The organism is Mesorhizobium tamadayense (genome assembly GCF_003863365.1).
Classification (GTDB): Bacteria; Pseudomonadota; Alphaproteobacteria; order Rhizobiales; family Rhizobiaceae; genus Mesorhizobium; species Mesorhizobium tamadayense.
On the sequence record NZ_RQXT01000269.1, the window covers coordinates 1 to 349 of the forward strand.

Genomic DNA, 349 nt, shown 5'->3' on the forward strand with positions numbered 1-349 from the left:
GAGCTTCAACGAAAAGCTGGAGGCCGAGTTTACGGTACATCTCGCCACCGAGCAGCGCCTGGCCGTCCTCTTCCTCGATCTCGACCGCTTCAAGGAGATCAACGACCTCTTCGGCCATCTTGTCGGAGACGCCGTGCTGCAGTGTGTGGCCGAGAAGATCAGGAGCATCCTCAAGCCAGGGCAGATGGTTGCGCGCTTGGGCGGCGACGAGTTCGCTGTGATTGTTCCCGGTCTGCCGAGCGCCGCCTATGCGACGCGCACTGCTGAAGCCATCCTGGACGCATTCAACGACACAGGCGCCAACCTGCCCGCCGGCGTCACCATCGGCACCAGCATAGGCATCGCTGTA

1 protein-coding gene is annotated in these 349 nt (G+C 62.2%); it reads left to right on the forward strand.

The annotated features are described in order from the left end of the window. Window positions 1-349 (forward strand): diguanylate cyclase domain-containing protein (locus tag EH240_RS37625; RefSeq protein ID WP_148101211.1); only part of this gene is annotated, 349 nt, incomplete at both ends.